General features: G+C 38.9%; 1 protein-coding gene. It reads right to left on the bottom strand.

The genetic code is table 11. The features are described 5' to 3' along the window. Nucleotides 1-257: serine hydrolase (locus SB773_RS32960; protein ID WP_410594626.1), on the bottom strand; the 257-nt coding region annotated here is incomplete at both ends.

Raw genomic sequence — 257 nt, forward strand, 5'->3', positions numbered from 1 at the left:
CATTTTTCGTTCAAGGATGGTATTTTTCAAACCAAGTTCCTTGATGCATCGATTAATTTCATCAATGCCTAACAGGCTCATCATCATATTCGTGGAAGTATTGTCAGAAACGGTTATCATCAATGTCAATAAGTCCTCAACCGTTAAAAATACCTTATTTGATAAGGCATGCAGGACCCCAGATCCGCCGGTCACTTCATTAGGGGGGATGGTCACTGGTTGATTCAAATAGATTTTCTTTTGTTCACTTTGACGAT

The sequence above is a fragment of the Bacillus sp. SIMBA_074 genome (assembly GCF_046534555.1).
Lineage (GTDB): Bacteria > Bacillota > Bacilli > Bacillales > Bacillaceae_G > Bacillus_A > Bacillus_A mycoides.